Genomic DNA, 24,474 nt, shown 5'->3' with positions numbered 1-24,474 from the left:
ATAAAACAATAAAAATGAATGACTGAATAAAACCAGGTTATAGTTATGACAACAGAAAATAGTACTGAAAAAAAATATATTGTCGCTCTGGATCAGGGCACAACTAGTTCACGAGCAGTTATATTTGATCACAATGCTAATATTGTCTGCATCTCACAACGTGAATTTCCACAAATCTATCCCAAACCTGGCTGGGTGGAGCATGACCCGATGGAAATCTGGGCAAGCCAGAGCTCTACCTTAGTCGAAGTACTGGCAAAATCCGATATCCGTTCTGATCAAATTGCCAGCATTGGTATTACAAACCAACGGGAAACCACTATTGTCTGGGAAAAAGAAACCGGCAAACCCGTTTATAACGCAATTGTATGGCAATGCCGCCGGACAGCAGACATCTGCACCAAACTGAAACAAAAAGATGGACTGGAAGAGTACATCCGCCACAATACAGGTTTGGTTGTTGACCCTTACTTCTCCGGTACAAAAATAAAATGGATTTTGGACAACGTTGAAGGTGTTCGCCTACGTGCTGAAAATGGTGAACTTTTATTCGGTACAGTCGATACGTGGCTGGTCTGGAAAATGACTCAGGGACGTGTACACGTGACCGATTACACCAATGCTTCCCGTACTATGCTGTTCAATATCCATAATCTGGACTGGGACCAAAAAATCCTTGATGAGTTGGAAATACCCCGCGTTATGCTGCCCAAAGTTGCCGCATCCTCGGAAGTCTACGGGCAAACTAATATCGGGGGTAAAGGCGGTACTCGCATTCCTATCGCGGGCATTGCGGGCGATCAGCAAGCCGCACTATACGGACAACTGTGTGTACACCCCGGAATGGCAAAAAATACTTACGGCACCGGTTGCTTTCTGTTGATGAATACAGGCAAAGATGCGGTTCGTTCCAACCACGGCCTGTTGACAACTATTGCCTGTGGTCCACGCGGTGAAGTTAATTATGCTCTGGAAGGTGCAGTATTTGTTGGTGGGGCATCCATTCAATGGCTACGTGATGAGCTGAAACTCATTGCAGATGCTACCGATTCGGAATACTTCGCGACTAAAGTCAAAGACAGCAATGGTGTTTATGTTGTTCCTGCCTTTACTGGTCTTGGCGCCCCGTATTGGGATCCTTACGCCCGAGGTGCTATTTTTGGCCTGACCCGCGGAGCCAATAGCAATCACATTATTCGTGCCACACTGGAATCCATCGCTTACCAAACCCGCGATGTGCTGGATGCTATGCAGGCTGATGCAGGTACACGCCTGCAAGCCCTGCGCGTAGATGGTGGAGCTGTCGCCAACAACTTCCTGATGCAGTTCCAATCCGATATCCTCGGCACTCGTGTGGAACGCCCTGAAGTGCGTGAGAGCACTGCTTTAGGTGCAGCTTTCCTTGCTGGTCTGGCCGTCGGCTTCTGGCGTGATCTGGATGAAGTGAAAAGCAAAGCAGTAATCGAAAAAGAATTCCGCCCGGGAATCGAAACGACCGAGCGCAATCATAAATACAATGGCTGGAAAAAAGCCGTTGCCCGTGCTCAAGAATGGGAAGATCGCGCCTAACCGCAAGATATTAAACAACTAAAGGCTCCGGCAAAGTGCATAAACAATGCCGGAGCCTTTAAAAAAACTACATTTCTTTCAACGACACACTTTTCGATTTTACGAAACCGTATGTTCCTGACGCTGAACCCCCTGAGAAATAGGCAACCAACAAAGCAGAATCAGCAGCGACATGGAAAACATCAGCATACCAACGCTAAATTGGTTATTTTGCGGTAACATCGCCGACAGCCATGTAGCGACTCCTGAACCTACATTCTGAAATCCCCCCACTAAAGCACCTGCGGCTCCTGCCAGATAAGGAAATGGTTCCATCGCTCCGGTCGTCGCCAATGGAAACAACATGCCCGCACCAAAAAAGAATAATGCAGCTGGTATCAACAAAGTCCAGATATTCATGATGCCAAACCAGCCGGGTAGCCACATTAAAGCCCCCGCCAACAAGCAACAGATAACTGAGTACCACATGAGCCGATAAAATGTTTTACCTTCACGACCGGCATACCACGCCCCAAAAAACGCCGCAGGAATTGGCAGAATAAACAAGACACTGACCGTTAGGCTATCCAGCCCCAAAACTGCCCCCATTAACACACCACTGCTGGCTTCAAAAACAGCCACTCCAGCCAGGCCGCCCACCAGCATGATCAGGTAAGATACAAAAGCGCCATGAGAGAGTAGTTGGTTGAAAGAGACCAGCATTGTGCTGCGTGCAGTCTCTACAGGACGGGTCTCTGGTAAATGCCGAATCAGGAAGAAAGCAACCATAGCCCCCATCACTAACAGGAACAAGTAACAGGAGCGCCAACCAAAATAGTGGGCAACTATCCCACCAATCATGGGAGCAGCCAAAGGGCTGACCAACACAGCCATATTCAGCAGACTATTAGCATAGCGCAACGTCGTGCCAGTATATAAATCCCGTGGCATGGTACGCACCATCACACCGGCAACCCCAGTACCCAACCCCTGTAATGCACTCGCAATCACCAGCACTAATAAGTTTGGCGCAAACAGAGCACATATCGTCGCCACCAGATAAATGGACATGCCTGCCAAAATCACAGGACGGCGCCCCACCTTGTCAGAGAGCGGCCCATAAAAAAGCTGTGAAAGCCCGTAAGAAAACAGATATGCCGCCATCACCCGCTGAACTTCTCCCGCAGGTTTACTAAAATCACTCGCTATATCTGCAATAACGGGCACATAGATCGTTTGAGTCATCTGCCCTACAGCAGCCAAGGCAATCAACATCAATAATAAATTAAAATGTTCTATTTTTTTCATCGCACTGATATACAATCATTCATTGGAACAGCTGTTCATGGAAAATAATCGTTCGCTAAAGAGCAATATTTATTCAAATATTGTTTATACAAATAATGTTATACAAACCATTTAATAACCACCGAATCAATCATCAGCCACAGTAACCCCCTCAAGTGCTTAGTAAAGAACCTGACGTACTGACTTCAGTGAATATGATTCACTTAGCAAATCTATATTTTTTCTTTTCAGTATACAATGTTATGTGAGCAACAAATTACAGAGATACTCTCCATATATGTCAATAAAAATGTACATATAAATCCAAAATATTGGCAAAAATCCAGTTAATTTAACTGTAACATTTAATCGATAATGTTATTTCGCGTAATCACGTAGAATCGTTACAAAAAATCACCAATTCATGCAGCACTCATTTGCAATTTATCAGTTCACACCATATTAATTCGACCATATTAATGCGTACCATATTGTGTAGAGAGGTTAATCGTAATGGCAAACTGGGTTACAGGAAAAGTTACCGATATAACAAATTGGACTGATTCACTTTTCAGCATAAAAATTCATGCACCAATAGAAAAATTTACCGCCGGGCAATTTGCAAAACTTGCACTGGAAATTGAAGGGGAGCGCATCCAACGGGCTTACTCTTATGTCAACTCTCCCTATGATAATACTCTGGAGTTTTATTTAGTGAGCGTTCCGGAAGGAAAACTCAGTCCCCGTTTGGCTGCGCTAAAAACCGGGGATGAATTGCTGGTAACCGAGCAGGCTGCTGGTTTTTTCGTTCTGGATGAAATCCCTGACAGCCAAACACTCTGGATGCTTTCTACTGGCACAGCGATTGGGCCTTATCTTTCCATCCTCCAGCAAAGTACCAATCTGGAACGGTTCGAAAATATCGTTTTAGTTCACGCAGTTAGATGGGGTCAAGATTTAAGTTATTTACCCATGATGCAGGAACTGGAAAAAACATTTCAGGGTAAACTGAGAATACAAACCATCGTTAGTCGAGAGAGATGGTCAAATTCACTCATAGGCAGAATTCCGGCATTAATTGAAAATGGAGAGTTGGAATCTGCTGTAGGTTTACCGATTAAGGCAGAAAATAGCCATGTCATGCTGTGTGGGAATCCTCAAATGGTCAGAGATACCCAACAACTATTGAAAGAACAACGTAGCATGGCAAAACACCTGCGCCGTAAGCCGGGCCAAATCACCAGCGAGCAATACTGGTAATCAGATAGCCACGGCTTCCGCAATAAATTTATCTGTACACTTATTTACGCTTTTGAACAGGCTCTTTGGCTGGTTTGGCAGAAATGTAATCAACTGTTTCTGCCATTTCACCAAAGCGATTGGGGCCTTCTGTGCCACGGAATATACCACAATCCAATATCATCATGACAAAAATCAGTGTTGGGACAAAACGACCAATTCCCCACTGCCATATTGGCGCCATTGTGTTCCAATCAAAGGACAACAATATCCAAGCCAGTGCCAATAGTAACACCCAGCTACCCCTTTTATTTCGGTCGTGCAGGCGTTTCGAAAAAATCGCCGTAGTTGGATACAACAGCACAACAACACTAAGCGCTGCATAATTCATGGGGAGGATATTCATTCCGTGCAGTGTCAGGAGTATAAAGATCAAAGCGAAACAGATGCCTATGCCGCTCCAAAACTCTCGTCGTCCAATTCGGCCTTTGAATGAGAATCCCCATTGTTGTAATGTCATGTACTCTTTTCCAATTGTGGATGCTGTTTTTCCAGGATTTAACTCAGTGAGTAGCAAAATGAAAACAAGCATGAATAAACTTCTGGTGACAATATTAATCGCTTTTGGCATCAGTTTGCCATTATTAGCCTCTGCCGATGAGCCTTCTGTCACGCCAGAAATAAACTCATTGTCCATGTATCTGCAGCCAGGCTCTCCTACTTTCGAAGAAACTCCCCCTGTCTTTCGGAAAAAATACAACAAAAAACACCCGGATATTCCCCTGCCCGAATATAAGGTAATTTCAAACAAAAATATTGCCCGGCCTTTCATCCGTGCTGTCAGTAAAATCAATGACAACATTTACTCTTCAGCGGTATTGGAACGAGGTAGCGAAAAGATTAAAAGCCTGCAAATTACACTGCTGCCATCACAAAGTGAGCAAGAAGATCAGCAAAACCGCATACTGGCAAAGCAATATATGGCTGCCCTGATCAATCAATTTGAACCTACTCTTTCCCTTGCACAAGCTCAAATTCAATTGGAAAAGCTTTTGGAAGCAGTAGAAAACCATTCTGCTTTGAGTCAAAAAATGGGAGCAGCACGCTATATCATCGTAAACAGCAGCGAAAATATAATGACCTTCGCAATTGAACCGATTAAGCTATCGTTATCTGACACTTCAGCAAATGAAAATAAGTGACACAGCGCAGAGCTATTCGCGTTGATGATCTTTATACTGTCGGAATTCCGCTTACAGGGAATGGCATCATTGTGATGTCATTCAAAGAAAGAATATTCATTCAGTTCGCAATTTGATTATTTTCTGGTTGGAGGGAAAAATATGCGACATCCATTAGTTATGGGTAACTGGAAATTAAATGGCAGTACCCACATGGTTAACGACCTGATTGCAGGCCTGCGTAAAGAATTGAGTAACGTTGACGGCTGTGGCGTCGCTATTGCACCACCAACAGTTTATGTTTCTCTGGCAAAAAATGCTCTGGCTGGTAGCCGTATCGCTCTGGGCGCACAAAATGTTGGCGTAAATCTTTCTGGTGCATTCACTGGCGAAACCTCGGCAGAAATGCTGAAAGACGTCGGTGCAAAATATATCATTATCGGCCACTCTGAACGCCGTACCTACCATAAAGAAAGCGACGAATTCATCGCGAAGAAATTCGCCGTCCTGAAAGAACAAGGCCTAATCCCTGTTCTGTGCATTGGCGAAACTGAGCAAGAAAATGAAGCGGGTCAAACCGAAGCCGTCTGTGCTCGGCAGATCGATGCCGTCCTGAACACGCTGGGTGCAGAAGCATTCAAAGATGCAGTTATTGCCTATGAACCCGTCTGGGCAATCGGTACAGGTAAATCTGCAACACCTGCTCAGGCCCAAGCCATTCATAAATTTATCCGTGACCATATCGCGAAACAAGATGCAGCTATTGCTGAACAAGTCATTATTCAATATGGCGGTTCAGTGAATGCCAGCAATGCAGCAGAGCTGTTCACCCAACCGGATATCGACGGTGCGCTGGTCGGTGGTGCATCACTGAAAGCCGATGCTTTTGCAGTTATCGTGAAAGCGGCGGCAGAAGCGAAAAAAGCGTAATCTTTTAACAAAGATGACTTTTTAATGGCGACCTTTAAATAAAGAACAGAAAAATGACTCGACCGCCACGAAGCATCACTTGTGGCGGTTTTTTCAATGATTAACGACGGATAATTTCGTCAAAAGTTTTGCCCGTGGCAAAATGCTCTTTCTGGGCGTTATTCCAACCACCAAAGACTTCATCAATCGTAAAGAGCTTCAGTTCAGGAAAAACAGCACGGTATTTTTCTGCTATTGCTTTATCGCGAGGACGATAATAGTTTTTGGCCGCAATCTCTTGCCCAATCGGAGAATAAAGATATTTCAAATATTCTGTTGCCAATTCGCGCGTTCCTCGTTTATCAACTATCTTGTCAACAACAGAAACCGTTGGCTCCGCCAAAATAGAAATACTCGGAGTCACGATTTCAAATTTATCCTTACCCAAAGCATTAATCGCCAACAACGCTTCGTTTTCCCACGCAATCAATACATCGCCAATTCCACGTTCCACAAACGTATTCGTTGCACCACGTGCACCGGCATCCAGCACTCCAACATTTTTATAGAGTGCCCTAACGAACTCTTTGGCCTTGTCCTGATCCTGATTGTTATGCGCTAATCCATATCCCCAAGCAGCCAGATAATTCCAACGCGCTCCACCAGAAGTTTTCGGATTTGGCGTAACAATCGAAACACCTGGACGGATCAAATCCGACCAATCTTTTATTTGTTTAGGGTTCCCTTTTCTCACCAAAAAGACAATGGTTGATGTATAAGGTGCTGAATTATCAGGTAGACGCTTAATCCAATGCTTATCAATACGTCCACGCTCTGCAATGGCATTCACATCATAAGCCAGAGCCAGAGTCACTACATCGGCCTGAAGACCGTTAATAACTGAAGTTGCCTGCTTGCCTGAACCACCATGTGATTGGCGGATCTTGACATCATCCCCTGTTTTATTGTGCCAGTATTCTTTGAATGCCTTATCATACTGTTGGTAAAATTCACGAGTCGGATCATAAGATACATTCAATATTTGGCTCTCTTTTGCCCATGCACTGTTCGTCATCAGTGTCATCGCTAAAACAGACAACAAAGATAACGCCGACACAACATACTTTTTTGTGATTGCCCATTGCGAGCCTGTATTCATACCCCTGATATTAATATCCACGGTAATATATTCCCCTAAGCCATGATGATTTCCGCCATAAAAACTGACAGAAAGCGTTACGGCACAGAAATAATTTTAAATTTATGCTTATGCGTAAGAAGAATATGGAGGATAAGACAGCCACATCATATGGCTGTCTCCGAAATAGGATCTTGCAGGTAAGAAAGGATTAGTAGAGTTTCTTCGCGGTTCCCAGCCACTCTTTCTTAAAGACACGCTGCATATTTTGTACCGCATCAATGATATCGTGATGAACAAGTTTCTCGTTCTGGATACCCACACAGCGACCGCCATGGCCTTCCAACAGTAACTGAACAGAATACGCCCCCATGCGGGAAGCAAGAATGCGGTCATAAGCGACAGGCGCACCACCACGCTGAATATGTCCTAATACCGTTGCGCGAGTTTCGTGATGTGTTTCCGTCTCAATATATTTCGCCAACTCAGCAACGTCACAGACATGCTCAGTAATGGCAACAATCGCATGACGCTTGCCTTTTTGAATCCCTGCTTTAATCTCAGACAACAATTCTTCACGATCGAATGAGATTTCATTCTCAGGCAAAACAATAAATTCACATCCCCCCGCTATTGCCGCTGATAAGGTCAAATCACCACAATAACGTCCCATCACCTCAACGATTGAAATTCGTTTGTGGGAAGTTGATGTATCGCGCAGACGATCAATCGCTTCAACCACAGTTTCCAGCGCCGTAAAATAACCAATGGTGTAATCTGTGCCCGCAACATCATTGTCAATCGTTCCGGGCAAACCAATGCAAGGGAATCCTGCTTCGGTCAGCTTCTTCGCGCCCAAATAAGAACCATCCCCTCCAATCACCACCAGCGCATCAATCTCATTTTTGTGCATGTTTTCAATGGCAGTTTGTCGAACTTTATCATCCCTGAACTCAGGAAAACGCGCTGATCCCAAAAACGTACCCCCACGATTAATCATGTCGGAAACACTAAAGCGATCGAGCTTCTTCATGCGGTTTTCATATAACCCCAGATAGCCATCATAAATGCCATAAACTTCCAACCCTTCGGTTAAAGCGGCACGAACAACACCACGAATAGCGGCGTTCATGCCTGGCGCATCACCGCCACTCGTTAAGACTCCGATTCTTTTAATCTTGTTGATCATGATGACCTCTGACTTGTCGATATAATATTTGCCAATCTGCTGACGATTTCCCCTAAAGGGGAAAAATTAACGGCGATTTCACGAAACCCGATTGTGAACCCATTAGCTGAATTGATTCAACAACACCTATGATACGGAAAAACACCCAGTCTGCATTAAGATTATGTCTATTTTTTGACGAGCTTTTGATTGTGAATAAATTTCCCGTCAATCCCAACGATTTTTATGCTCTTCAGGTACAACAGAGCAAGGATCTTGGTGAATAATAATATCGGCACCCGGAAACCTGCTCCGCAATTTATTTTCCACTCCTTCTGCCAAAGCATGCGCCTGCACCAATGGCAAATGGTCATCTATCTCCAGATGGAACTGAATAAAACGGGTCGGCCCTGATTGACGAGTTCGCAGATCATGCCCACCAGATATACCGGGATAATTTCGGATAATATCAATAATCTCCTGCCGCTCTTCATCCGGCAAGGCACGATCAAGCAAAGATTGTACGGCATCATAACCCATCCGTAACGCACTATAGAGGATATAACCCCCTATTCCTAAGGCAAATAGCGCATCCGCACGTTTAAAACCGTACAGGCTCAAAAGCAACGCTACCAAAATAGCCCCATTCATCAATAGATCAGACTTATAATGCAGCATATCCGCACGGATCGCCTGACTCTGGGTTTTATTGAGCACCCATTTTTGGAAAGTGACCAAACATAACGTAGAAACCAGAGCAATAATGATTACCCAAACGCCTATCGCTGCATGCTCCAGCGGCTTGGGGGAATACAAATGCTGAAAGCCCGTTAAGAACAGGAAAATCGCCGAACCGGAAATAAACATACTTTGAGCCAAAGCAGCTAATGATTCAGCTTTACCATGCCCAAACGTATGCTCTTCATCAGCAGGTTGAAGCGAATAACGCACTACAAAAAAATTCGTCAGGGAAGCGGCAAAATCAACCAATGAATCCACCAACGCTGCCAGTAAGCTCACCGACCCCGTTAGCCACCATGCAAAAATTTTTACAATCAACAGCACACTGGCCAGTACCGTTGCCGCCAACACAGCGGAACTGACCCATCGCCCATAATTTATACTCATTGACTCCGCCTTTCGGTTATTCAGTCAGCCTCAAGTATAAAAATAGCGCGTCAGATGGAAAAATATAGGGGCTGCGAAGCAAAGCGAATCAATTCTATCCAACATTCCACCATGGCCTTCAATAATTCCACCAAAATCCTTTATTCCACGATCTCGTTTAATCGCCGACATACATAATCCACCAATGAACCCCATCAAGGTAATTGCCAACGACATCAGCCCCGCCTCCCACAGAGAGAAAGGCGTTACCCAGAACAACGCCATTCCCAACAACACAGAAGCCAAAATTCCTCCAGCAAATCCTTCAACCGTTTTATTGGGACTGAGCTTTGGTACTATCGGACGTTTACCAAATAACTTCCCGAATACGTACTGCAAAACATCGGACATTTGCACCACGATCATCAGGAACAGCAATAAATTGACATTTTGATTCTTGTAATTAGGGATATCCAGCATCAACAACGCTGGCGCATGACTAATAGCAAACACTGTTACCATCATCCCCCACTGAATTTTAGCTACTCGCTCCAGAAAATGGGTTGTATCCCCAACCAAAGCCGCCCAGGCGGGCAGGAACAGGAAAACATACACAGGAATGAATACCAAGAACAGCCCATACCATTGCATACCAACCAAAACATATTGCATGGGCATAAAAACAAAGAAACACCAGAACAGTGCTCCATGATCACTACGACGGGACGGTGTTAGCGTGATAAATTCACGCAAAGCAAAAAATGACATCACCGCAAACAAAATAATCAATCCCACAGGCCCAACTGCAATGGCCAGAACACAGATGACACACATCATCCACCAACCACGGATCCGCACATTAAGATTGTCGATAGTGGCATTGCTCCTTTCCCCCGAATAGCGAAAAGCCAAAATGCCCCCAATCACACTGGCTATAATCAATATCCCGAATATCCCTCCCAGCAACAGCATCAGATCACGATTGATACCTGTCATAGCACTAACTCCTCTAATGCAGACCGGGCACGTAATAAGAACTCATTCTTACCTTCGCCCTCGCCTAATTGCTCCAATGGCTTGCCAAACGTGACCGAACAATTAATTGGCACCAAAAGTTTTTTTCCTTTCGGCAGAGCACGGTTCAAATTCTCCAGATAAACTGGCACTATCTCAGCATCAGGGAATTTACGAACCAAATGATACAGACCACTTTTGAACGGATTGATTTGTTCACCATCTCCCCTAGTTCCCTCTGGAAAGATAATCAGAGACTCTTTTTGAGCTAAAACTGCTTCCAATGGCGCGAGTACCCTCTCTTTCTTCGTGTTTTCTCCATTACGTTTAATTAATACAGCATGAAATACCTTATGAACGAGATAGCGCCGTAGTTTGGTTTTATCCCAATAATCACGAGCAGCAACAGGATGAACTTGATATCGCAGCGCAGGGGGAAGCCCTGACCAAATCACTAATCCATCAAGATGACTGGAATGGTTAGCATAATAAATACGGCTTGCAATTGATGGCTCGCAGCCAATCCATCGCGTCTGCACACCAGTTAAAAGACGACATAAACCTGATAGCGTGGCACCCACAATTTCCGCCAACAGGCTGATTTCATAAAAATTATCCATATTGGGCATCCTTATCCCTTTTATGTGAAGCGAGAGTGATAAGATTTTTAAATAACGGAATAATGAAACGTAAGATAATCAATATTGGTCAAAATAACAACAAATTAGAGGGGGGATTAGCTGATAAGCGATTTTTTCATTAATTAAGAAATTGCCCTTGGAATTTCATAGAAGGAAATCAGATAAAAAAGGTCAGTTTATGCAAGTAAACTATAAGACAAAAAAAAGCCCCGAAACGGGGCTGAAAGACAGGGATGGTGTCTATGGCAAGGAAAATCGTTGTTGATGCTATTTTGTAGTAAAAACACTTTCGTAGTAAAAGCATTAAAAATACTAGCAAAAAATTAGTCTACTTTTCTAGTTATGCACTTGTCTGTTTTATAACGTTTTTTTAATAAAGTTTTCTGTTCTGGTGTTAGCAATTGATAAACCTGATTATTAAAACGCAATATTTCTATACTCAAAAGAACATTGTTTTCGGCTATTTTTTCAAGCAGCAAACGAATCTCAGCTTCATCAAAAGTCTCTGTAGTCAAAAGTTCGTCTAGTTTTAGACGAGCATCTCGCATATCGACTAGCGGCTGCTCGTACCCATGCTGATCTTTAGCTAAACTCAATATTTGCCTACGCTGCTGTTCAGTTAACACTATTCCGCCTAATATATGACTATAGTTATATTGGCTGCCCCAGTAGTAACTAAAACTCCTCTTATAATCACCTTGCATACAGTCTGAGGATGAACTAGCTTCAGGAACATGATCCGCATCAGCAGTTTCAGCTAAGGCTTTCGTTGTTCCAAGAACAAACATTGACGCCAAAGCCAATATTGCTATGTTACGCATTAAATTTCCTCGCTTTCTCGAACAACAGCATTCGATTCAGTGGGGATAACTATACCCCTACAGCTGCAAACTAGCGTCAGAGCATGTAAAAGAACGTAAAGTCATGGAATAGCAAAGTTTGTTATCGTATTTTGCTCTTGGAGGAAGAATAATGCATAAAATCTTATTAGTTGATGATGACCGCGAACTGACATCGCTATTAGAAGAACTACTCAAAATGGAAGGATTCAATGTTGTGAGCGCCCATGATGGCGAACAAGCTTTACAATATATCGATTCTTCAATTGACCTTTTATTACTGGATATTATGATGCCGCGCAAGAATGGCATTGAGATGCTGAAAGAGCTGCGGCAATCCAATCAGCAGATCCCCGTTATCATGTTAACGGCTCGTGGTAGCGATTTGGACCGTGTTTTAGGATTGGAGCTGGGAGCAGATGACTATCTCTCCAAACCTTTTAACGATCGCGAACTAGTCGCCCGTATACGTGCTATTTTGCGCCGTTCCAACTGGAATGAACAACAAACTGAGACAGGAATACCTGTACTGGGAATCGATAAACTACGGCTCAACTCCGGACGTCAGGAAGCCAGTTTTGATGGTACAATTTTGGATCTAACAGGCACAGAATTCTCTCTACTTTATTTATTAGCACAACATTTAGGGCAGGTTGTTTCCCGTGAGCATTTAAGTCAAGCAGTCTTAGGAAAGCGCTTAACACCATTTGATCGGGCTATTGATATGCATATTTCGAATCTACGCCGTAAATTACCCAATAGAACTGATGAACTTCCATGGTTTAAGACATTACGTGGCCGTGGGTACTTAATGGTTTCCGCAAAATGATCAATAGCTTGACAGCTCGTATATTCGCCATTTTTTGGTTTACGCTTGCACTTGTCCTGATGATAGCCTTAATGGCTCCTAAATTGGACTCAAGGCAATTAGCCCCTCTTTTAGATAATGAATATCAGTTTGGAAAAGAACTGGCAAAAAAAATAGAAAAAGAATTAATACGTAGCCCAGGGAAAAGTTTCTGGTGGATAAAGATGACAGACGCTATTAATCTGTTTGCTTCACCGAACGAACACCTACTCCTTATCGCTCCTAATGAGAGTATCCTTAGTGGTGATGTTAAAATTTCTCCCTACCAACGACAAACTATCCGCAACTTTATCGGACAATCCGATAATGCAGATCACCCTAAAAAGAAAAAATATGGCCGTTCGGAAATACTCGGCCCTTTTTCTGTCCGCGATGACGAAGAGCATTACCTCCTCTACCTCATTAAGCCAACGAGTAGTCCACAATCAGATTTTATTAATTTGATGTTTGATCGACCATTTTTACTGCCCGCAGCCACCATGTTAATAAGCGCCCCATTACTACTGTGGCTGGCATGGAGCCTGGCAAAACCCGCACGGAAACTAAAAAATGCAGCAGATGACGTTGCGAAAGGAAACTTACGACAACACCCTGAGCTGGAATCTGGACCACGAGAATTTTTGGCTACTGGCAGTAGCTTTAACCATATGATTAGTGCACTGGAGAGAATGGTCACCGCCCAACAACGGCTGATTTCCGATATCTCCCATGAACTACGCACACCGCTTACCCGATTACAATTGGCGACAGCCCTACTTCGCCGCCATCGCGGTGAAAGTAAAGAATTGGCACGCATTGAAACAGAGACTCAGCGTTTAGATGGAATGATTAACGACTTGTTGGTACTTTCCCGTCATCAACATAAAAACGAATTACTGCGAGAGAATATTAAAGCTTACGATATATGGCATGACATCTTGGAGAATGCCAAATTTGAAGTCGAGCAGATGCACAAAACACTGGATATCGTTTCTCCTCCCGGAAACTGGGTTATTTACTGTAATCCTACAACACTCGGCAGCGCACTGGAAAACATCGTCCGTAATGCGCTGCGTTACTCCAACAGCCATATCGCCGTTGCATTCAAGGCAGATAACCAAGGTGTAACGATTACCGTTGATGATGATGGTTCTGGAGTCAGCCCAGAAGATCGCGAACACATCTTCCGACCGTTTTATAGAACAGATGAAGCGAGAGATAGGGAGTCAGGAGGAACAGGATTGGGATTAGCGATTGTTGAAACAGCAGTGAGTCAACATAGAGGTTGGGTCAAAGCAGAAGATAGCCCTTTGGGTGGATTGCGGCTGGTGATTTGGTTGCCGTTACATGGGAGATAGATAACTTTCGTTTTGAAATTTAGTTAGTTACAAGATGTAACAATTAAAGAAAAAACACGGTTATACTTGACCTCAAAGCGACGAGAGACTAACCTCGTCGCTGCTTAACACAAATCGTTGATATGATAATTTTTGTTAAGATAAAAAATCCTTTTATATTAATTAGATAAGTTAAATTATTACATATGACAGGCACTCTGGGAGCCGTAACCTAGTGCGGTAGCCTTATCTATAATATGAAAATATCCAAATAATATTGATAAAAACTATTATGAAAATAACCATCAGAAGTATAGCTAAAAAACTTGTCTATCATGTATGTTCAATCTCTCCATTATTAGCAACTAAAATACATTTCTATGATCGATTCAAAAAATTCTTGAATCTAAAACAGCCTGAAACTTTTAATGAAAAATTACAATGGCTAAAATTTAATACTTATAATAATAATCCATTAATAACATTATGTGCAGATAAATTTTCTGTAAGAGAATATATAAAAAAAATAGGTCATCCAGAAATTTTGAACGAAATCTATGGAGTGTGGAATTCTGTTGAAGAAATAGATTGGGATTTATTACCTAACAAATTTGTTATGAAATGCAATCATGGAGCTGGCTATAATATAATATGTGAAAACAAAAAATATATAGACAAAAATAGCCATGAAAGAAAATTAAAAACCTGGATGAAACAGGATTTTTGGAAAAATTATGCGGAGCTACACTATAAAAATATCAAAAAGAAAATAATATGCGAGAAATATATAGAAACAGAAAATGGACAACTACCAGAAGATTATAAAGTTTTTTGTTTCCATGGTAAGCCTAAATTTATTATGATTTGTACCGAGAGAGACACAGGAAATCCTAAATTTTATTTTGTCGATTTGGAATGGAGATTACTACCATACGGTTCGGATTACTTGGGCTTGAATAAACCTATTAAAAAGCCAATAGGCCATGAGAAATTAATTGAATATAGCAAGAAACTGTCATCCAATTTTCCATTTGTTAGAGTAGATTTTTATTTAAATAGTGGTAATATAATCTTTGGGGAATTAACTTTCTTTCCTGCCGCTGGATTGGATAACGACTTAAATAATGAAGAAAATAAAAATGTCGATTTGGAAATAGGAAAATTGATTTAAAAGAATAATAATGAATAAAAAAAAAGAAATATTAAGAAATATATTAACTCTATCAACGGTTCATGTTTTAGGATTAATAATACCTATAATAACAATGCCTATATTATCAAGAGCTATGGGTGCTGATATATATGGAAAATATTTATTATTCTTAACAATTATAGTCTTTGGCCATACCATAATAGATTATGGTGCACAATATACCGGGGTCAGAGATATATCTAAGAACAAAAATAATAAAAATAGAATAAATATTATTTATACCAAAAACCAAAGTGTCAGATTTTTATTATCTATAATATATTCACTATTAGCTGTAATATATTCATATTGTTTTCTTGAAACAATATTGACAAAATGGTTAATATATTACGCTGTACCTTATTTTTTAGGATATGTTTTAGTCTGTTTTTGGTTTTTTCAGGGATTATCTAAATCTCAATATATTCTATATATCTCACTTTTTGGAAAAATAGTCAATTTACTAGTAATACTATTGTTTATAAATAACCAAAATTATATAGAATTAGTAATGTTAAGCACTTGCTATCCAATGCTATTATGTGGATTAGTCGTGTTCTTTACTTTATATTCGAAAAAAAAATATAGTATATTAAAAATAAAAGGACTAAAAAAGCAATTAAAAGATGGTTACAATATATTTATAGGTATATTAGCCCCTAATTTTTATAATGCTATACCAACAATATACCTAAGCAGTACATCCTCTCCGTTAGAATTTGCAAAGTATATTGTCGCGATAAAATTGTGTGGTATTATAACATCATTTCAAGATGTATTATCCAAAGCAATTTATCCAATATTAGCAAGAGAAGAAAAAAACCACTTATATAAAATACTTTGGATAAATATTATCATTGCAGCCCCTATTATATTAATCATAATTTTCCTCGGAAAAGGAATTATTAATTTATTTTTAGGCTCACAATACAATGATAATATTTATATTTATTTAATATCTATAAGTATATTATTCGTAGGCATGGCTAACGCCTATAGCCAAGGATATTTCATACCTAAAAAATTAGATAAAGAATATCGAAATATTTCATTAAGAATATCTATAATTTCATCTTTATTAACAATTATATTAATTTATTTTTTAGGATTAATTGGTGGGGCAATATCCTTAACTATTGCTAGAACTTTATTCTATATAGATTATAAAATAACATATGATAAAATAGAAAAACGGAGTAATAAAATTGGAAAAAATCAATGATCAGTATGGTTCTTTTTATATTTCTAAAAGAAATCACTCCTCCCCTATGATCTCCATTATTATGTCTGCTTTTAACGCAGAAATAAGCATAGAAAAATCAATAAAGTCCATATTATCACAAACATATAAAAATTTCGAACTAATAATCTGTGATGATGGTTCAAGTGATAATACATTTAATATTTGCCAGATGCTAGCCAGACAAGATAATAGGATAATATTAATTAAACAAAAAAACATAGGACTAACAAAATCATTAAACCGCATGTTAACACTAGCAACAGGAACTTACATTGCACGCCAAGATTCTGATGATATAAGTTTACCTAATAGATTAGAAATTCAATTCAATTTCCTATTAAAAACTATAAGGTATGACTTTTGTGTTAGCCAATACTTTATAAATGGTAATATAAAACCTATGAATGTTCTCGTAGAAAACTTTCATCCTACATTATTGCGGTGGGGTAATTTTATCTGCCATGGAACTTTTTTTGGGGAAAAAAAATTATTTGATGAAGTTCAATATAATGATGAAATAAGATACAGTCAGGACTATGATTTTTTATTAAGAATGAAAAACAAATATAAAATTGCATATATTAAAGAACCTTTATATGAATACTCCACTTCAGAAAATAGGATTTCTTCAAGAAAGAAAGATTCACAAAATAAATTTGCTAAAGATATAAACAAACAAAATTTTAAAATTGGTTCAATTTCAAAAAATATATTTATAAAAGTGATAAGAATAATCCATGCATTAATTATAAAATACACAAATAAAAAATGAATACATTACTATTAACGCTATCAATATTATCTGCATCTTTAATCAGCTTCAATCCATATATTAATATTATAACCCTTTTTTTCTCATTTTCATCCTTTATATATTGCAAAACAAATAACTATAATATTAACTATAAATTTATTAAAGTAATATTCGGAATATCGTTAATATTATTATCTTTTCTTTCTCTAAGTTTTATCCTTTTTTCTATTGAGAATAGCAATATATTTACTTCCTTCAAGGATAACACAATAATAAATAATTCCATAAATAAATTTATAAGTATAATAAATTATTTTATGATTTCAATATCACTTTTCCGTATAAAGGAAGATCATGATTGTATCGCAAAAGTGATCAGCAAAGTGTTAAATGTTCATTTAATATTTTTTTATATACAAACTATTGTTATTTATTCAACCGGTTACTATGTTGATATTGTTAAGTTTATTACAGGTGAAGAAAGCAGATACATCAATGTGTGGCATAATACTGCCAATTCAATTATTCTATATAGGCCTACAGGATTATTAGTTGAGCCATCTACATATGCTGTAGTTCTTTCATCATTATTAATACCTTTATATCTTATACGCAAAAAAATAAGCATCTTATTCATTTTATCTATGATAAGCTTATTAATATGCAACTCTTCTGTGGGGAAAATATTATTCGTATTAATATTTATTATTATTATTCAAAAAATATATATTAGAAAAGTAAAAATCTATAATTTTATCCTACTAACATTGCTATGTATTATAAGTATAGTAGCTATTGTTTATCCTTCTCTTATTGATATATTTATATCTAGAGCCCAATACACCTTAAAGCTAAGAATAGAGACTATTAGACTAATTTTGGACCGAGATTTGTGGGATCTAATTATTGGAAAAGGATATTTCCTGATTGAAGATAAAATATACAACTCTAATCTTAATGAGATGAATAGAGAATATGCCACAATAGCAGATATAGGTTTTATATTATATAGTTTTTCAGTTTCATTAATACTCTCTCTAATTTTATTTATATTTATTTTTCTAAACTTAAAAAGAAAGATTTATTACTTCATTCCTATTTTGGCTTTACTAATAACAAAACTAAATTTCGAGCATTCTATTTTTTGGATTTCTATAACATTGATAATTTTAATTTCACAAAAAAGACAATATGAAAATAACCTCACTAATAGCTAATAACATACATTGTGGTTCTAATTATGTCCACTACTTATTATCAAAAGGAAATAACAAATGGAATGTATTATCTTTACGAGGAAAAAAAGATCAATTATACGACCTATCTATAAAAAATCTAGAGCTATCTCGTTATAGGATGCTATTTAATATTTTACTCGTGAGTAAAATATTAAATGAAATAAGAAACACAGATGTGATCCTTGCAGATGGGATATTTCCTTATATTTATGGGAAAATAATAAGAAAACATGTCCCTACAATTAAGGTATTTTTCTTAGTACATAATGATTATTCAATAAATAACAGAAGTAATTGGAAGTTACTCCCTAAATGGCTATTCAATTTTATATATGATTTTCTATTAAGAAATGAAAAAGTAATTACAACCTCTCTATCAGCCTCTGAAGGATTAAAAAAAAGGAGTATAAAATCATTCCATATAGATAATGGCTGTATTACTCCCATATATGGAAAGAATAAAAATGAAGACAATCACATACTTAACTTCTGGTATGTAGGAAGACTAGTAAAAGCTAAGCAGGTGGGTTTGTTAATAAAAGCATTCTACAATTTACCTAGTCATTGTAGACTAAATATAGTTGGTAATGGTGATGAAAAAGAAAAATTAAATCATCTATCTATTGAAAGAAATATTAACTGTAAATTTTGGGGAGAGATAGAAGATCCTTTTTCCATTATTCATCCAGGTGACATATTTGTATTACCATCACTCGTAGAAGGTAAATCAATAGCTTTAATGGAAGCTATACTATCAAATTGTTATTGTATAGCTTCAGATATAGATGCAAATAGAGAATTTGAAAAGTATAATGTGACTTTATTTTCGGTATGTTCTGTAGAGAGTTTAAATTCAAAACTAGTTTTTTCGTCACAATTATCTCAGAAACAGAGAATCAAAATAACAAGAGTTGATTTAGCAGATCAAGATTTTTCCCAAAAAGAAATGCAAAAGAAGTACATAAAGGTATTCAATGAAAAAAACAAATAATATACTAACTTTAGACCCTATGTATTCAAACTTACATAGTAAAATAGCTTCTTTATACTGTGGAAAAAAAATAGCATTACTATCCTCATTTGCAATAAGCCATTATTTAGATGAATTTGATTGCCATTATATAAATAAAGAAATAAAAAACATTATACCGTCGAATGAAGATAAAATTATTGTTCTAAACACCCCTTCTATTTATAAAGCAAAAATAAAACATCAAGAAAAAAGAGAATTAAATTTAAATGAAATTGAATATATGAGTCAATTTGTTTCTTTTATTAGAGATTTTCTAATAAGACACAATATTAAATTAGTATTACTTCATAATGATCTAAGATGGCATCACGCTCTTACTATAAAAATATGTAAGATATTAAGCATAACTTATATTGTAACTGAACAGGGGTTATTTAGACCTAATACAACTATTTTAGATCCTAAAGGAGTAAATGCATTTTCATCTTTAATTGAAATCAAGAATTTCTCTTTTTTATCTCACATACCATCATCTAATAATTCAAATAATGCTTCAATAGAACATCACCATAATTCAATAAAATCAAAATATCATTTTTTTATTTTTTTACTACTTCTAAAAACAGAAAAAATATTTAGATCATCAACTCTATTAAAATATCAACATAATAGTTTCAGTATAAGGAAATACATAAAGAGACATATTAATCAATTTAAAAATGGCTCCTATCATGATAGAAAATCTATAATAGAGTTACCTGTTAACTATATATTTGTTCCTCTCCAACTAGAGGAAGATACACAAATATTAATACATAGTAACATCAAATCGAATCAACTCCTCATAAAAGAAATAGAGAAATGTGTTCGTAACGTTAATCCTAATATAAGCATTCTATTTAAAAAACATCCTAATGATAATAAAAATTATATTTTAGATTGTAATAGTCAGATGGTTTTAGGTGGAGTACACGAATTAGCTGAAAAAGCAAAATTATCAATAACAATAAATTCTAGTGCAGCCATAGATATTATTAAAACTGATTGCCCATTGATTTTACTTGGTAATTCCATCTATGACAAGGATGATATAGCGATAAAATCCAACCTAGCTAACTTAGAAAAAACCATATATTCTATATTAATAAATAAAGAAACTCCACATACTAAGAAAGCAAGAAAAGAATATCTAGACTATTTATATTATAACTATAGTCTGCATGGTGCAGGATATTCATATAATATGAATAAAATAAAAAATAAATTAACAGAATTAGGCTATTATAATACTGAGAAAAGCAAAAATGTATAAAATTACTATAGTTGGTATAGGATATGTTGGTTTGTCCAATGGGATACTTTTATCTCAAAATAATCTAGTGGTTGCCTTAGATGTTGATAAAGAAAAAATAAATTTCATTAAAGAAAAAAAAAATTTTATCAAAGATCTAGAAATGGATTTTTTTCTTAAAGAAAAGCATCTTAATTTAGAAACAACTCTAGATAAGAAAGAAGCATATGAGAACTCTAATTTTGTAATTATTTCCACCCCAACAGACTATGATCCAAAAACGAATTATTTTAACACAAAATCTGTAGAATCAGTTATTTCAGACGTATTAAAATACAACCCTTCAGCAACAATGGTAATCAAATCAACTATTCCTGTTGGCTTTACCAAACAAATGAGAGAGAAATATCAAACTGATAATATTATTTTCTCACCTGAATTCTTGCGTGAAGGCCGTGCTCTTTACGATAACCTCTATCCATCCAGAATTGTTGTCGGTGAGCGTTCAGAACGAGCAAAAATATTTGCCAATCTTCTTATCGAAGGTGCAATCAAGAAAGATATTCCTGTTCTCTTTACAGACTCTACTGAAGCAGAAGCTATAAAACTCTTCGCCAATACTTACCTCGCCATGCGTGTAGCTTATTTTAATGAGCTAGATAGCTATGCTGAAGCTAAAGGACTGGACTCACGCCAAATCATTGAAGGTGTATGCTTAGATCCACGTATTGGTAATCATTACAATAATCCATCTTTTGGTTATGGTGGCTATTGCCTACCAAAAGATACGAAACAGTTGTTGGCTAATTATCAGGAAGTACCAAATAATATTATTAGTGCAATTGTAGAAGCTAACCGAACGCGTAAAGACTTTATTGCCGACTCGATCATCAGTAAAAGTCCCAAAATAGTTGGTGTTTATCGCCTAATTATGAAATCAGGCTCGGATAATTTCAGAGCCTCTTCAATTCAAGGAATCATGAAACGAGTCAAAGCCAAAGGTATTGAGGTGGTAATTTTTGAACCTGAGATGAAAGAAAACAACTTCTTCAATTCCAGACTAATTCGTGATTTAAATGAATTTAAAACTATATCTGACGTTATTATTTCAAATCGTATGTGTGTAGACTTAAAAGATGTAGAATCAAAAGTATATTCACGTGATCTTTTTGGAAATGATTGATTTATATAAACTATAACAGTTAAATTATTATGAAATATTTAGTCACAGGTGCAGCAGGATTCATTGGTTTTCATTTAATAAAAAAATTAATAAAAAATGGTAACCATGTTATTGGAATTGACAATATCAATGATTATTATGACGTCTCTTTAAAAAAATCAAGATTAAATGTTTTGTCTAATCTTAAGAATTTCAGATTTATATACATGAATGTTTCTGACAGGAATTCAATTGAAGAGTTATTTAAAAATAACAAATTTTATCGTGTCATTCATTTGGCAGCTCAAGCTGGTGTACGATACTCTCTAGATAATCCTTACTCTTATTCTGATAGCAATCTATCTGGATTTTTAACTATCCTTGAAGGTTGTCGTTATAATAATATTAATCATTTAGTATACGCATCATCAAGTTCTGTTTACGGTTTAAATGATCAATTTCCATTCTCAACCGCTGACTCCGTAGATCATCCAATTTCACTATATGCCGCAACAAAGAAAGCTAACGAGTTAATGGCTCACAGCTATTCTCACTTATATGGAATACCGACTACAGGCCTCAGATTCTTTACAGTATATGGTCCATGGGGAAGACCAGACATGGCTCTATTCAAATTTACAAAAGCAATACTAAGCCATGAGTCCATAGATGTTTATAACAATGGTCAGCTAAGCCGTGATTTCACATATATAGATGATATTGTAGAAGGTATTGTCCTAATTTCTGATGTTGTACCTATTTCTGATAATTCTTGGACACCTAAAATCGGCAATCCAGCAAATAGCTCAGCACCTTATAAAATATATAACATTGGTAATGGTTCCCCGGTAAATTTAATAGATTACATTACAGCTCTAGAAAATAGTTTAGGTATTAAAGCAATTAAAAATATGCTTCCAATGCAGCCTGGCGATGTTTATTCAACATGGGCTGATACTGAAGATCTATTTAAAGCAACTGGTTATAAACCTTTTACTCATGTATCGGACGGTGTAGAACAATTTATTCAATGGTATAAACAATATTATCTGTAAGCTAATGAAATGGACACCTCCCCAAACCGGCTTCAGTGAGCCATGCTGAATACATCAGCAAAATACGAAGAGGTGTCCAATGGAACAAGTTATCGGAAGACCTGGCAAAGCGAGTTTTTCAGTTAAATATCGTGTCTTCCTCCGGGAAGCCTATTCAGAACAAAATAGTATCTCGTGAAAAACTGACGGCTTTCATTGCCCAACAGCCCCCATCAAGGATAGTGATGGAAGCCTGTGACAGTGCCAATTATTGGGGTCGTCAGTTCAGACAGTTTGGCCATGAAGTTAAACAAATTAGCCCTCAATACGTCGCACCTTTCAGAATGGGCAGTAAGAATGATAAAAATGATGCGATTGCTATTGTGGAGGCTGACAGTCGACCGGGTATGCGGTATGTGCCGGAAAAAACAATAGAACAACAAGATATTCAATGCTTGCATAGGGTTCGTCAGCGTCTAATGAAAAACCGAACTGCGCTGATTAACCAGATACGCGGATTAGGGCTGGAATATGGCATTGCCATGCCTGAAAGTGCTCACAAGGTAGAACAATGTTTACCTGAACATCTGGAAAATGCTGAAAATGAATTGACCGTATTGAGGCGTTGTTTCAGGAATTGTTGTTTGAGCTGAAAGACCTTCAGCAACGTCTGAACGAACTGGATAAGCGTCTTGACCATCTGAATACCCAGCATGAAGATACCCGCAGACTGTTAACATTACCGGGCGTTGGGCCATTGGGAGCTTCAGCCCTGATAATAACACTGGGTGACGGTAAAGATTTTAAAAATGGCTGCCACTTTGCCAGCTACTTGAGGCTGGTTCCCAAAGAACATAGCAGTGGGGGAAAAGTCAGACAACTCGGTGTCAGTAAACGGGGAGATGCCTATTTACGGGGAATACTGATACATGATGCCCGTTCTTTCGTGTATAGACTCAATAAGCGGCCTGACGAACAATGTAATGAATTACAGCGCTGGCTAAAAGGTCTAATAGAGCGTAGTGGCATCAATAAGGCGGTAGTTGCATTAGCCAATAAGAATGCCAGGATTGCTTGGGCATTGGTTAATCAACAATCGGTTTATATCCCTTAATGAGGAGTCATGTGAATTTTATTATGTCGTTGAAGTCCATAAGTAGATGTACTGACAGGTAGTACCGACTCTCTGTGAACCTGACAAGTAGCTCAGTCTGTCAAGACTGTTGAGATAATGAGCAACTGTCTTCAACCGTATTTTTTAAGAAGTCAACTGATGGTAAGACTCATCCCATATTTGGCTATTTCTAACCATTGCGTTAATGATGGTCAGAA

Annotated in this window: 21 protein-coding genes and 1 pseudogene; 14 read left to right on the top strand and 8 right to left on the bottom strand. The window is 37.9% G+C overall.

What is annotated here, in order from left to right; all coding sequences use genetic code 11:
- The first annotated feature begins 45 nt into the window (after positions 1-45).
- Positions 46-1,569 (top strand): glycerol kinase GlpK, encoded by a 1,524-nt coding sequence (glpK, locus tag Xvie_RS16550; protein WP_086110286.1) that lies wholly within the window; start codon positions 46-48, stop codon positions 1,567-1,569.
- Between the two features lie 99 nt (positions 1,570-1,668).
- Here glpK and emrD read toward each other — a convergent pair whose 3' ends face one another.
- Positions 1,669-2,856, bottom strand: coding sequence for a multidrug efflux MFS transporter EmrD (emrD, locus tag Xvie_RS16545; RefSeq protein WP_086110285.1), 1,188 nt, complete (start codon positions 2,854-2,856; stop codon positions 1,669-1,671).
- 492 nt (positions 2,857-3,348) lie between these two features.
- On the opposite strand from emrD, the gene fpr reads away from it, so the two are divergent.
- Positions 3,349-4,095 (top strand): ferredoxin--NADP(+) reductase, encoded by a 747-nt coding sequence (gene fpr / locus Xvie_RS16540; RefSeq protein ID WP_086110284.1) that lies wholly within the window; start codon positions 3,349-3,351, stop codon positions 4,093-4,095.
- Positions 4,096-4,135: 40 nt separating this feature from the next.
- Here fpr and Xvie_RS16535 read toward each other — a convergent pair whose 3' ends face one another.
- Complete coding sequence (locus Xvie_RS16535) at positions 4,136-4,666, bottom strand: DUF805 domain-containing protein (protein WP_422645946.1); 531 nt, start codon at positions 4,664-4,666, stop codon at positions 4,136-4,138.
- On the opposite strand from Xvie_RS16535, the gene Xvie_RS16530 reads away from it, so the two are divergent.
- Positions 4,665-5,276 carry a DUF1454 family protein gene (locus Xvie_RS16530; protein WP_244175698.1) on the top strand — a complete coding sequence of 204 codons (612 nt, stop codon included), beginning with the start codon at positions 4,665-4,667 and terminating at the stop codon, positions 5,274-5,276. The two genes, Xvie_RS16535 and Xvie_RS16530, sit on opposite strands and share 2 nt — an antisense overlap.
- Before the next feature lie 141 nt (positions 5,277-5,417).
- On the top strand, positions 5,418-6,185 hold the full coding sequence (gene tpiA, locus Xvie_RS16525) for a triose-phosphate isomerase (protein ID WP_086110282.1): 768 nt from the start codon (positions 5,418-5,420) through the stop codon (positions 6,183-6,185).
- Between the two features lie 100 nt (positions 6,186-6,285).
- On the opposite strand, the gene Xvie_RS16520 is transcribed toward tpiA, so the two are convergent.
- The 6 genes from Xvie_RS16520 to Xvie_RS16495 all read right to left on the bottom strand — a co-directional run bounded on the left by Xvie_RS16520 (position 6,286) and on the right by Xvie_RS16495 (position 12,053).
- Positions 6,286-7,248, bottom strand: a complete 963-nt coding sequence (locus Xvie_RS16520) for a sulfate ABC transporter substrate-binding protein (RefSeq protein WP_208612607.1) — start codon at positions 7,246-7,248, stop codon at positions 6,286-6,288.
- Positions 7,249-7,513: 265 nt separating this feature from the next.
- Positions 7,514-8,491, bottom strand: a complete 978-nt coding sequence (pfkA, locus tag Xvie_RS16515) for a 6-phosphofructokinase (RefSeq protein ID WP_086110281.1) — start codon at positions 8,489-8,491, stop codon at positions 7,514-7,516.
- 207 nt (positions 8,492-8,698) lie between these two features.
- Complete coding sequence (fieF, locus tag Xvie_RS16510; RefSeq protein ID WP_086110280.1) at positions 8,699-9,598, bottom strand: CDF family cation-efflux transporter FieF; 900 nt, start codon at positions 9,596-9,598, stop codon at positions 8,699-8,701.
- Positions 9,599-9,628: 30 nt separating this feature from the next.
- A complete protein-coding gene (locus tag Xvie_RS16505) occupies positions 9,629-10,573 on the bottom strand; it encodes a phosphatidate cytidylyltransferase (protein WP_086110279.1) in 945 nt (314 codons plus the stop codon).
- Positions 10,570-11,211, bottom strand: a complete 642-nt coding sequence (locus Xvie_RS16500) for a lysophospholipid acyltransferase family protein (RefSeq protein WP_086110314.1) — start codon at positions 11,209-11,211, stop codon at positions 10,570-10,572. Before Xvie_RS16500 ends, Xvie_RS16505 begins: the two co-directional genes overlap by 4 nt.
- 344 nt (positions 11,212-11,555) lie before the next feature.
- Positions 11,556-12,053, bottom strand: coding sequence for a Spy/CpxP family protein refolding chaperone (locus Xvie_RS16495; RefSeq protein WP_086110278.1), 498 nt, complete (start codon positions 12,051-12,053; stop codon positions 11,556-11,558).
- Between the two features lie 151 nt (positions 12,054-12,204).
- On the opposite strand from Xvie_RS16495, the gene cpxR reads away from it, so the two are divergent.
- The 10 genes and pseudogenes from cpxR to Xvie_RS25865 all read left to right on the top strand — a co-directional run bounded on the left by cpxR (position 12,205) and on the right by Xvie_RS25865 (position 24,256).
- Complete coding sequence (gene cpxR, locus Xvie_RS16490; protein ID WP_086110277.1) at positions 12,205-12,900, top strand: envelope stress response regulator transcription factor CpxR; 696 nt, start codon at positions 12,205-12,207, stop codon at positions 12,898-12,900.
- A complete protein-coding gene (gene cpxA, locus Xvie_RS16485; RefSeq protein WP_086110276.1) occupies positions 12,897-14,276 on the top strand; it encodes an envelope stress sensor histidine kinase CpxA in 1,380 nt (459 codons plus the stop codon). Before cpxR ends, cpxA begins: the two co-directional genes overlap by 4 nt.
- 271 nt (positions 14,277-14,547) lie before the next feature.
- Entirely contained in the window at positions 14,548-15,426 is an 879-nt protein-coding gene (locus Xvie_RS16480; RefSeq protein ID WP_086110275.1) for an ATP-grasp fold amidoligase family protein, read from the top strand.
- 10 nt (positions 15,427-15,436) lie between these two features.
- Complete coding sequence (locus tag Xvie_RS16475) at positions 15,437-16,669, top strand: lipopolysaccharide biosynthesis protein (protein WP_086110274.1); 1,233 nt, start codon at positions 15,437-15,439, stop codon at positions 16,667-16,669.
- Entirely contained in the window at positions 16,653-17,462 is an 810-nt protein-coding gene (locus Xvie_RS16470) for a glycosyltransferase family 2 protein (protein ID WP_086110273.1), read from the top strand. The genes Xvie_RS16475 and Xvie_RS16470 overlap by 17 nt, the downstream gene beginning before the upstream one ends.
- 1,173 nt (positions 17,463-18,635) lie before the next feature.
- Complete coding sequence (locus Xvie_RS16460) at positions 18,636-19,673, top strand: glycosyltransferase family 4 protein (protein WP_086110271.1); 1,038 nt, start codon at positions 18,636-18,638, stop codon at positions 19,671-19,673.
- A complete protein-coding gene (locus Xvie_RS16455; RefSeq protein ID WP_086110270.1) occupies positions 19,657-20,967 on the top strand; it encodes a capsular polysaccharide export protein, LipB/KpsS family in 1,311 nt (436 codons plus the stop codon). Before Xvie_RS16460 ends, Xvie_RS16455 begins: the two co-directional genes overlap by 17 nt.
- On the top strand, positions 20,960-22,129 hold the full coding sequence (locus Xvie_RS16450; protein ID WP_086110269.1) for a nucleotide sugar dehydrogenase: 1,170 nt from the start codon (positions 20,960-20,962) through the stop codon (positions 22,127-22,129). Before Xvie_RS16455 ends, Xvie_RS16450 begins: the two co-directional genes overlap by 8 nt.
- A gap of 29 nt (positions 22,130-22,158) precedes the next feature.
- Positions 22,159-23,163 carry an NAD-dependent epimerase gene (locus tag Xvie_RS16445; protein WP_086110268.1) on the top strand — a complete coding sequence of 335 codons (1,005 nt, stop codon included), beginning with the start codon at positions 22,159-22,161 and terminating at the stop codon, positions 23,161-23,163.
- A 79-nt stretch (positions 23,164-23,242) separates the two neighbouring features.
- Positions 23,243-24,256: pseudogene (locus tag Xvie_RS25865) on the top strand (IS110 family RNA-guided transposase).
- Positions 24,257-24,474: the final 218 nt, after the last annotated feature.

The sequence above is a fragment of the Xenorhabdus vietnamensis genome (genome assembly GCF_002127535.1).
GTDB lineage: Bacteria > Pseudomonadota > Gammaproteobacteria > Enterobacterales > Enterobacteriaceae > Xenorhabdus > Xenorhabdus vietnamensis.
This window is presented reverse-complemented; position numbering and strand designations above follow the sequence as displayed.

Coding starts and splice junctions, on each gene's coding strand:
- glpK (WP_086110286.1), top strand. CDS start 46: ATGACAACAGAAAATAGTACTGAAAAAAAATATATTGTCGCTCTGGAT.
- emrD (WP_086110285.1), bottom strand. CDS start 2,856: ATGAAAAAAATAGAACATTTTAATTTATTATTGATGTTGATTGCCTTG.
- fpr (WP_086110284.1), top strand. CDS start 3,349: ATGGCAAACTGGGTTACAGGAAAAGTTACCGATATAACAAATTGGACT.
- Xvie_RS16530 (WP_244175698.1), top strand. CDS start 4,665: ATGAATAAACTTCTGGTGACAATATTAATCGCTTTTGGCATCAGTTTG.
- Xvie_RS16535 (WP_422645946.1), bottom strand. CDS start 4,666: ATGCTTGTTTTCATTTTGCTACTCACTGAGTTAAATCCTGGAAAAACA.
- tpiA (WP_086110282.1), top strand. CDS start 5,418: ATGCGACATCCATTAGTTATGGGTAACTGGAAATTAAATGGCAGTACC.
- Xvie_RS16520 (WP_208612607.1), bottom strand. CDS start 7,248: ATGACACTGATGACGAACAGTGCATGGGCAAAAGAGAGCCAAATATTG.
- pfkA (WP_086110281.1), bottom strand. CDS start 8,491: ATGATCAACAAGATTAAAAGAATCGGAGTCTTAACGAGTGGCGGTGAT.
- fieF (WP_086110280.1), bottom strand. CDS start 9,598: ATGAGTATAAATTATGGGCGATGGGTCAGTTCCGCTGTGTTGGCGGCA.
- Xvie_RS16505 (WP_086110279.1), bottom strand. CDS start 10,573: ATGACAGGTATCAATCGTGATCTGATGCTGTTGCTGGGAGGGATATTC.
- Xvie_RS16500 (WP_086110314.1), bottom strand. CDS start 11,211: ATGGATAATTTTTATGAAATCAGCCTGTTGGCGGAAATTGTGGGTGCC.
- Xvie_RS16495 (WP_086110278.1), bottom strand. CDS start 12,053: ATGCGTAACATAGCAATATTGGCTTTGGCGTCAATGTTTGTTCTTGGA.
- cpxR (WP_086110277.1), top strand. CDS start 12,205: ATGCATAAAATCTTATTAGTTGATGATGACCGCGAACTGACATCGCTA.
- cpxA (WP_086110276.1), top strand. CDS start 12,897: ATGATCAATAGCTTGACAGCTCGTATATTCGCCATTTTTTGGTTTACG.
- Xvie_RS16480 (WP_086110275.1), top strand. CDS start 14,548: ATGAAAATAACCATCAGAAGTATAGCTAAAAAACTTGTCTATCATGTA.
- Xvie_RS16475 (WP_086110274.1), top strand. CDS start 15,437: ATGAATAAAAAAAAAGAAATATTAAGAAATATATTAACTCTATCAACG.
- Xvie_RS16460 (WP_086110271.1), top strand. CDS start 18,636: ATGAAAATAACCTCACTAATAGCTAATAACATACATTGTGGTTCTAAT.
- Xvie_RS16455 (WP_086110270.1), top strand. CDS start 19,657: ATGAAAAAAACAAATAATATACTAACTTTAGACCCTATGTATTCAAAC.
- Xvie_RS16450 (WP_086110269.1), top strand. CDS start 20,960: ATGTATAAAATTACTATAGTTGGTATAGGATATGTTGGTTTGTCCAAT.
- Xvie_RS16445 (WP_086110268.1), top strand. CDS start 22,159: ATGAAATATTTAGTCACAGGTGCAGCAGGATTCATTGGTTTTCATTTA.